This is a genomic window from Nocardiopsis sp. RV163 (assembly GCF_001029525.1).
GTDB classification, from domain to species: domain Bacteria; phylum Actinomycetota; class Actinomycetes; order Streptosporangiales; family Streptosporangiaceae; genus Nocardiopsis; species Nocardiopsis dassonvillei.
The window spans coordinates 22,854-29,582 of sequence record NZ_LEKI01000063.1 but is presented as its reverse complement, the minus strand read 5'-3'; the positions used below and the strand labels follow the sequence as shown (position 1 = coordinate 29,582).

Genomic DNA, 6,729 nt, shown 5'->3' with positions numbered 1-6,729 from the left:
ATGCCCTGTTCGAACCACGCTATCGCCCTCTCGCGTTGGGAGGGGGTGAGCGAGCTGCTCGCTCTCATGGGACTGCTCCCTGGTCGATGGAACTGGATTTCCAGTCCAACTTCCAGGGAGCAGTTCACCCGGCGGGCGGCCCCCTTCCGCGTTCCGGGCGTCCGGCGCCCCGGCCCCGGGTCAGTCGGTCTTGACGACCATCCCCGCCGCGACCGTGGTGTTGGTGGACTCGTCGATGAGGATGAACCCGCCCGTCTGGCGGTTCTTGGCGTACTCGTCCACGAACAGGGGCTGGGTGGAGCGCAGCCGCACCCGGCCGATCTCGTTGAGCGAGAGGTGGTCGGCCTGCTCGTCACGGTGCAGCGTGTTGACGTCCAGCCGGTAGCGCAGGTCCTTGACCACGACCTTGGCGGTGCGGGTGGTGTGCTTGAGGATGAGCTTTGAGCGCGGCGTGAGCTTGCGCGCGTCCGTCATCCAGCACACCATCGCCTCCAGGTCCTGTGTGACCGCTGGGGCGTTGTTGGGGCGGCAGATCATGTCGCCCCGGGAGATGTCGATCTCGTCCTCCAGCAGGAGGGTGACCGACATCGGCGAGTAGGCCTCGGTGACGTCGCCGTCGGCGGTGACGATCCTGGCGATCCGCGTGTTCAGCCCGGACGGCAGGTGGGTGACCTCGTCACCCGGCTTGAGGACGCCGCCCGCGAGCTGGCCCGCGTAGCCCCGGTAGTCGTGCAGCTCGGGATCGGCCGACCTGTGCGGCCGGATCACGTACTGCACGGGGAAGCGCGCGTCGATGAGGTTGCGGTCGGAGGCGATGTGCACGTTCTCCAGGTGGTGGAGCAGGGAGGGCCCGGTGTACCAGGGCATGTTCTCCGAGCGGCTCACCACGTTGTCGCCGTTCAGGGCCGAGATCGGCACGAAGGTCAGGTCGCACACGTCCAGCTTGGTGGCGAAGTCGGCGAACTCGGCCCTGATCTCCTCGAAGCGGTCCTGGGAGTAGTCCACCAGGTCCATCTTGTTGACCGCCAGCACCAGGTGGGGCACCTGGAGGAGGGTGGTGAGGAAGGCGTGGCGGCGGCTCTGCTCCTGGAGGCCCTTGCGCGCGTCCACCAGGATGATGGCGAGGTCGGCCGTGGAGGCGCCGGTGACCATGTTGCGGGTGTACTGGATGTGCCCGGGGGTGTCGGCGATGATGAAGGTGCGCTTGGGGGTGGCGAAGTAGCGGTAGGCCACGTCGATGGTGATGCCCTGCTCGCGCTCGGCGCGCAGACCGTCGGTGAGCAGCGCCAGGTTGGTCTGCTCCTCACCCCGCGCGGCGCTGGTGCGCTCCACCGCGTCGAGCTGGTCCTCGAAGATGGACTTGGAGTCGAACAGCAGTCGGCCGATCAGGGTGCTCTTGCCGTCGTCGACGGAACCCGCCGTCGCGAACCGCAGGATGTCGTTGCTCATGCTTGCCTGGTCCAATGCGGAGTGTGTGGTCTGCGGGGAACGGGTTCCGGCGCGGGTGCCGCTGGGCCGGCCCGGGAGTCGCCGGTGTGGTGTGTGAGGTCCCGGTCCGCGCCCCGGCCGGCGCCCGGACCCAGCACGGGTTCGGGATGGCGGCGGACGGCACGGGCCCCGGGCCCTCCCTGCGGTCGCGCTAGAAGTAGCCCTCGCGCTTGCGGTCCTCCATGGCGGCCTCGCTGGTGCGGTCGTCCGCCCGCGTCTGCCCCCGCTCGGTCACCCGGGTCGCGGCGATCTCGGCGATGATGTCGTCGATCTCCGCGGCAGTGGACTTGACCGCTCCGGTGCAGGTGAGGTCACCGACGGTGCGGTAGCGGACGGTCTCGGTGAACGGGACCTCGGTCTCGTCGCGGTTGATGATGGGCGAGTTCGACAGCAGGATGCCGTCGCGCTCGAAGACCTCGCGCTCGTGGGCGAAGTAGATCGAGGGCAGCTCCAGCCGCTCCCGCTTGATGTAGGCCCACACGTCCAGCTCGGTCCAGTTGGAGATCGGGAAGACACGGATGTGCTCGCCCCGCTCGATGCGGGTGTTGAACACGCTCCACAGCTCGGGACGCTGGTTCTTGGGGTCCCACTGGCCGAACTCGTCGCGGAAGGAGAAGACCCGTTCCTTGGCCCGGGCCTTCTCCTCGTCGCGTCGCGCGCCGCCGAAGGCGGCGTCGAAGCCGTTCTCCTCGATGGCCTCCAGCAGCGCCGAGGTCTGCAGGCGGTTGCGGCTGGCCCAGCGGCCGGTGGGCTCGGAGACCTTGCCCGCGTCGATCTGCTCCTGCACCGAGGCCACGACCAGGCGGACACCCGCCTCGGCGACCCGGCGGTCGCGGAACTCGATGACCTCGTCGAAGTTGTGGCCGGTGTCCACGTGCATGACGGGGAACGGGACGGCGCCGGGCCAGAACGCCTTCTCGGCCAGGCGCAGCATCACGATGGAGTCCTTGCCGCCGGAGAAGAGCAGCACAGGCCGCTCGAACTCCGCGGCCACCTCGCGCATGATGAAGATGGCTTCGGCCTCCAGGACGTCCAGCTGGGAGAGCTGGTAGCGTCCGGCCTGCTGACTCGCCTGACCCATGAATCCGCCTTAGAAATACCGACAGGGCCGACGGCGGAGGGGTCGTCCTATCAGCCCCCCGCGTGCGGACCCGCGCTGTCCAGGTCCGCGCCGTCGCGGATGCTTGCCAACAACATACCCGACAATTCCGATCGGCATACAAGGACATCCGGCAGCAGCGGGTCCGCCGTGTTGTACCGCAGCGGGGAACCGTCGATCCGCGAGGTGTGCAGACCCGAGGCCCGGGCCACCGCCACCGGGGCGGCGCTGTCCCACTCGTACTGGCCGCCCGCGTGCACGTAGATGTCGGCGATGCCGAGCAGCACCGCGCAGATCTTGGCGCCCGCGGAGCCCATCGGGACCACCTCGGCCCCCAGTTGGGTGGCCATCCTCTGGACGAAGGCCGGGGGCCGGGTCCGGCTGGCGGTGATGCGCAGCCGCTGGTCCGAGGGACGCTCCTCGGGCAGCCAGGGCGGGTCGACCGTGGACAGGGTGCTGCCCTGGGCGGGCAGCGCCACCGCGCCCGCGACCAGCTCGCCGTTCTCCCACAGCGCCACGTGCACGGCCCAGTCGGTGCGCCCGGCCTCGGCGAACTCGCGCGTGCCGTCGAGGGGGTCGATGATCCACACCCGGCGCGCGTTGAGCCGCGCGGGGTCGTCGGCGCCCTCCTCGGAGAGGACGGCGTCGCTGGGCCGCAGCCGTCCCAGCGCGGAGAACAGGAACTCGTGGGAGGTCCGGTCCCCCAGGGTGCGCAGGACGTCGGGCTCGGCGAAACCGTGCCGGGCGCGCAGGCGCAGCAGGAGCTGCCCCGCCTCGCTGGCCAGGTCGCGGGCCACCTCATGATCGTTTCGGATGTTATTCACCGGCTAGTATGCTCCCGCCCCACGGATCACCGCTGACCACGTCTTCCACAAGATCTGGACGTCCAGTGTCAGCGACCAGTTTTCCACGTACCGCAGGTCGAGGCGGACCGATTCCTCCCAGGAGAGGTCGGAGCGGCCGCTCACCTGCCACAGACCCGTCATACCCGGCTTGACCACCAACCTGCGGCGGACGTCGTCCCCGTAGCGGGCGACCTCCTCCGGAAGCGGGGGCCTCGGGCCGACGAGCGACATCTCCCCCCGGACCACGTTGACGAGCTGGGGGAGCTCGTCGAGCGAGTACCGGCGCAGCCAGGCCCCCACGGCCGTCACCCTGGGGTCGCGACGCATCTTGAACAGCACGCCCTCGTGCTCGTTGCGGGGCTGGAGCATCGCCTTCAACGCCTCGGCCCCCACGACCATCGTACGGAACTTGTAGACGGTGAACTCGCCCCCGCCCCTGCCCACGCGCGTCTGGGTGAAGAGGGCGGGACCGCCGCCCTCGGCCCGGACGAGGACGCACAGCGCCAGGAACAGCGGCGACAGCACCACCAGGGCCAGTGCGGCGGCGCAGCGGTCGAAGGCGCCCTTGAGGACGCGGCGCGCGCCCACGAGTTCGGGGTGCTCCACGTGCAGCAGGGGCAGCCCCGCGACCGGCCGGATGGAGGTGCGCGGCCCGGCCACGTCCATGAGCGCGGAGGCGACGATGAGGTCGGTGCCGGTCTCCTCCAGCCGCCAGGCCAGGCGGCGCAGCTCGGCCCCGCCCATCTCCGGGCAGGCCAGGACCGCGACGGTGTCGGCCCCGGCCAGGGCCGCGGCCTCGGCCGCGCCGGTGAAGGTGCCCAGGACCGGGCAGCCCTCCACCTCGTCGGCGCCCGGACCGGAGGCGGCCTCCTCCCGGGGCAGGCACACGCCCACCACGCGCATGCCGTGGTAGACCTCGCCGCGGAAGCGGCGGATCAGGTCGCGGACGGCCACGCGGTAGCCGACGACCACGACCCGGCTCATGCACTGGCCGGAGCCGCGGCGCCGGTGCAGGGCCTTGCGGCGCGCGTACCTCAGGCCGAGGGTGAGCAGGAGGATGAGCGGCAGGGTGACGAGCGCGTAACCGCGGGCGAGGTCGAAGCGCAGGGCGTAGGCGCCGACGGCGACGGTGGCGGCGAGGGCGATCCCGGCCGTGGCGACGCGGCGGTACTCCTCCGTGCCCACTCCCATGAAGCGGCGGGCGTAGCCGCCGCCCAGGTAGACGAAGAGGATCCACGCGGGGGGCAGCAGGAGGGAGAGGGTCAGGTAGGGCAGGGTGGTGGCCGCTCCCAGGGCGGAGGGGAAGCGGACCGCCGTGCCGCTGAGGGTGGCCGTCAGGGCGGCGGCCAGGTCCAGGCCGACCAGGCTCACGACGTAGGGGCGCACCCAGGCGCCGCTGGCCCCGCCGCCGGGGGCGACCGCCGCGCGCCGCCCGGGGGCGACCTCGGCGGCGGGGATTCCTGGAGTGCCCGGGTCTCCGGGGGCTCCGGGGCTGACCGCGATCCGCGCCGACTGTTCGCGGACGGTCTCCGTCCGGCTGGTTGTGACCACGTACACTCCCCCAAGACCCACGACTGTTGCAGCTCACACGGCATCGCTCCGCGCACCATGGGAGAGCACTCTGAGGACGTGAGCGGGGCAGGTGCGTCGGGCGCGGAGACCAACGCCCCGAACAGTAACCAAAAGTAGTGGAAAAGTCGCGCGGTGTTGTGGCCTGTTGGGCAAGAAGGCCTGTTCAACACAGGAATGTGTCTGTGCCGAGATCCGTGCGGTCACGCGGAGGTGACCTGATCGGGACACCGGTGACCGCGCGGAGGGCACAGCCGGAACCCGTGCTGCTCGGAGGGGGCCGGTGGCGGCCGCCCCGGGACCGGTCACGGGCCGGCCCTCCCCCTCCCGGTCCGGCTAGCCATCCCGGTCCGGGCCGAAGAGCCGGGTCGGCACGGCGTCGGCCATGGCGGCCATACCGGCGTCGTTGGGGTGCAAACCGTCGCCGCTGTCGTAGGCGGGCAGCAGGCTCCGCGGGTCGTCCGGGTCGCGCGTCACCTCGTCGAAGTCGATGACCGCGTCGTACTCCCCGCTCGTGCGGATCCACGCGTTGACCGCCTGGCGCTTGGCCTCGTTCTCCCGGGTGTGGAACCCGAGGGTGTCGCCCCAGAACGGCAGGACGGTGCCGCCGTAGACCCGCAGCCCGGCCGCGCGGGCACGGGCGATGATCTGGCGGTGGGCGCCGATGACCTCCTCGGCCGTGACGGCCTCCGACACCGGGGCGACGGTTCCGGGGTGGCCCAGGTCGTTGACCCCCAGCAGGACGATGACGTGGCCCGCGCCCGGCTGCGCCAGCACGTCCCGGTCGAAGCGGCGCAGGGCGCTCTGCCCGAAGAAGGCCGCGAAGTCCTCGGCGTCGCCGCCCTCGGGCGGGTTGGGGTCGTGGAGCAGGCGGTTGCCCCCGATCCCGGAGTTGAGCACGCCGGTGTGCGGCAGGCGCCGGGCGAGCAGGTCCGGCCACCGGTGGTTGGCGTTGACCTCGGTCTCGGAGCCGTCGGTGATGGAGTCGCCCAGGGCCACGACCGCGTCGGCCAGCCGCGTGCGCGACCGCACGCTGACCCCCGACAGGAAGTGCCACTGGGTGAACGTGCGGGTCGCCTCGACGGACGTGTCGCCGGTGACGTCGCCCGCGGCCACCGCGTTCTCCTGGAAGGAGGAGGCGTGCAGGGTGGTCACCGGCGTCTCCTCCGGCAGGTGGATGCTCACGACCAGGTCGGAGCGGGCGGGCAGTTCCAGCGGCACCGGGTCGCTGACCACGGGGGCGCCCGCCGGGACGGTCACCGACGTACGGCCGCCGAAGGTGACGGCGCGGTCGGTGGCCGGGTCGATGCCGGTGCCGGAGTCGCCCGCGCGCAGGGCCACGCGCACCCGGCCCAGGCGCAGAGCGCTCTCCCCGAACTCGTTGGTCAGGCGCAGGCGCAGCCGGTCGCCGCCGACGCTGGTGCGCACGACCTGCCGGACGGTCTCGTCGCGCAGGACCGGGGTGGCCGCGGCGGGCGCGGCGGTGGGCGCGGCCGCCCAGGTGCCGACCCAGTCCCCGGCGTCGGGCTCCGGTTCGGCGGCGACGCCGGCGTTCCAGCCGCCGAGCAGGATCAGTGCGCCGACCACGGCGACGGCCAGGCCCCGCCGGGCGCGGGCGGAGGACGCGGTCTTTCCTCGGGGAGTGGTGGTCACGCAGTTCTCCTTGGCGCGTAGCCTGGGGGATTTCCGGAATATTCCGGTGAAATTAGCCTAAGGAGAGCCGAACCT

General features: G+C 71.7%; 5 protein-coding genes. All 5 read right to left on the bottom strand.

From position 1 onward, the window contains the following. Nucleotides 1-180: 180 nt before the first annotated feature. The 5 genes from cysN to ABD54_RS13330 all read right to left on the bottom strand — a co-directional run bounded on the left by cysN (nt 181) and on the right by ABD54_RS13330 (nt 6,654). On the bottom strand, nt 181-1,464 hold the full coding sequence (gene cysN, locus ABD54_RS13350) for a sulfate adenylyltransferase subunit CysN (protein ID WP_268778181.1): 1,284 nt from the start codon (nt 1,462-1,464) through the stop codon (nt 181-183). 175 nt (nt 1,465-1,639) lie between these two features. Then, nucleotides 1,640-2,569: a sulfate adenylyltransferase subunit CysD gene (gene cysD / locus ABD54_RS13345; protein WP_047869798.1), complete on the bottom strand. Its 930-nt coding sequence runs from the start codon at nt 2,567-2,569 to the stop codon at nt 1,640-1,642. A 50-nt stretch (nt 2,570-2,619) separates the two neighbouring features. Beyond that, on the bottom strand, nt 2,620-3,411 hold the full coding sequence (locus ABD54_RS13340) for a 3'(2'),5'-bisphosphate nucleotidase CysQ (protein WP_047869797.1): 792 nt from the start codon (nt 3,409-3,411) through the stop codon (nt 2,620-2,622). A 3-nt stretch (nt 3,412-3,414) separates the two neighbouring features. Next, on the bottom strand, nt 3,415-4,983 hold the full coding sequence (locus ABD54_RS13335) for a sugar transferase (protein ID WP_047869800.1): 1,569 nt from the start codon (nt 4,981-4,983) through the stop codon (nt 3,415-3,417). A gap of 354 nt (nt 4,984-5,337) precedes the next feature. Continuing rightward, on the bottom strand, nt 5,338-6,654 hold the full coding sequence (locus ABD54_RS13330) for an SGNH/GDSL hydrolase family protein (protein ID WP_047869796.1): 1,317 nt from the start codon (nt 6,652-6,654) through the stop codon (nt 5,338-5,340). Nucleotides 6,655-6,729 lie beyond the last annotated feature (75 nt).

Excerpts from the sequence above, each read along its gene's own strand:
- cysD (WP_047869798.1), bottom strand. The coding sequence starts at position 2,569 with ATGGGTCAGGCGAGTCAGCAGGCCGGACGCTACCAGCTCTCCCAGCTG.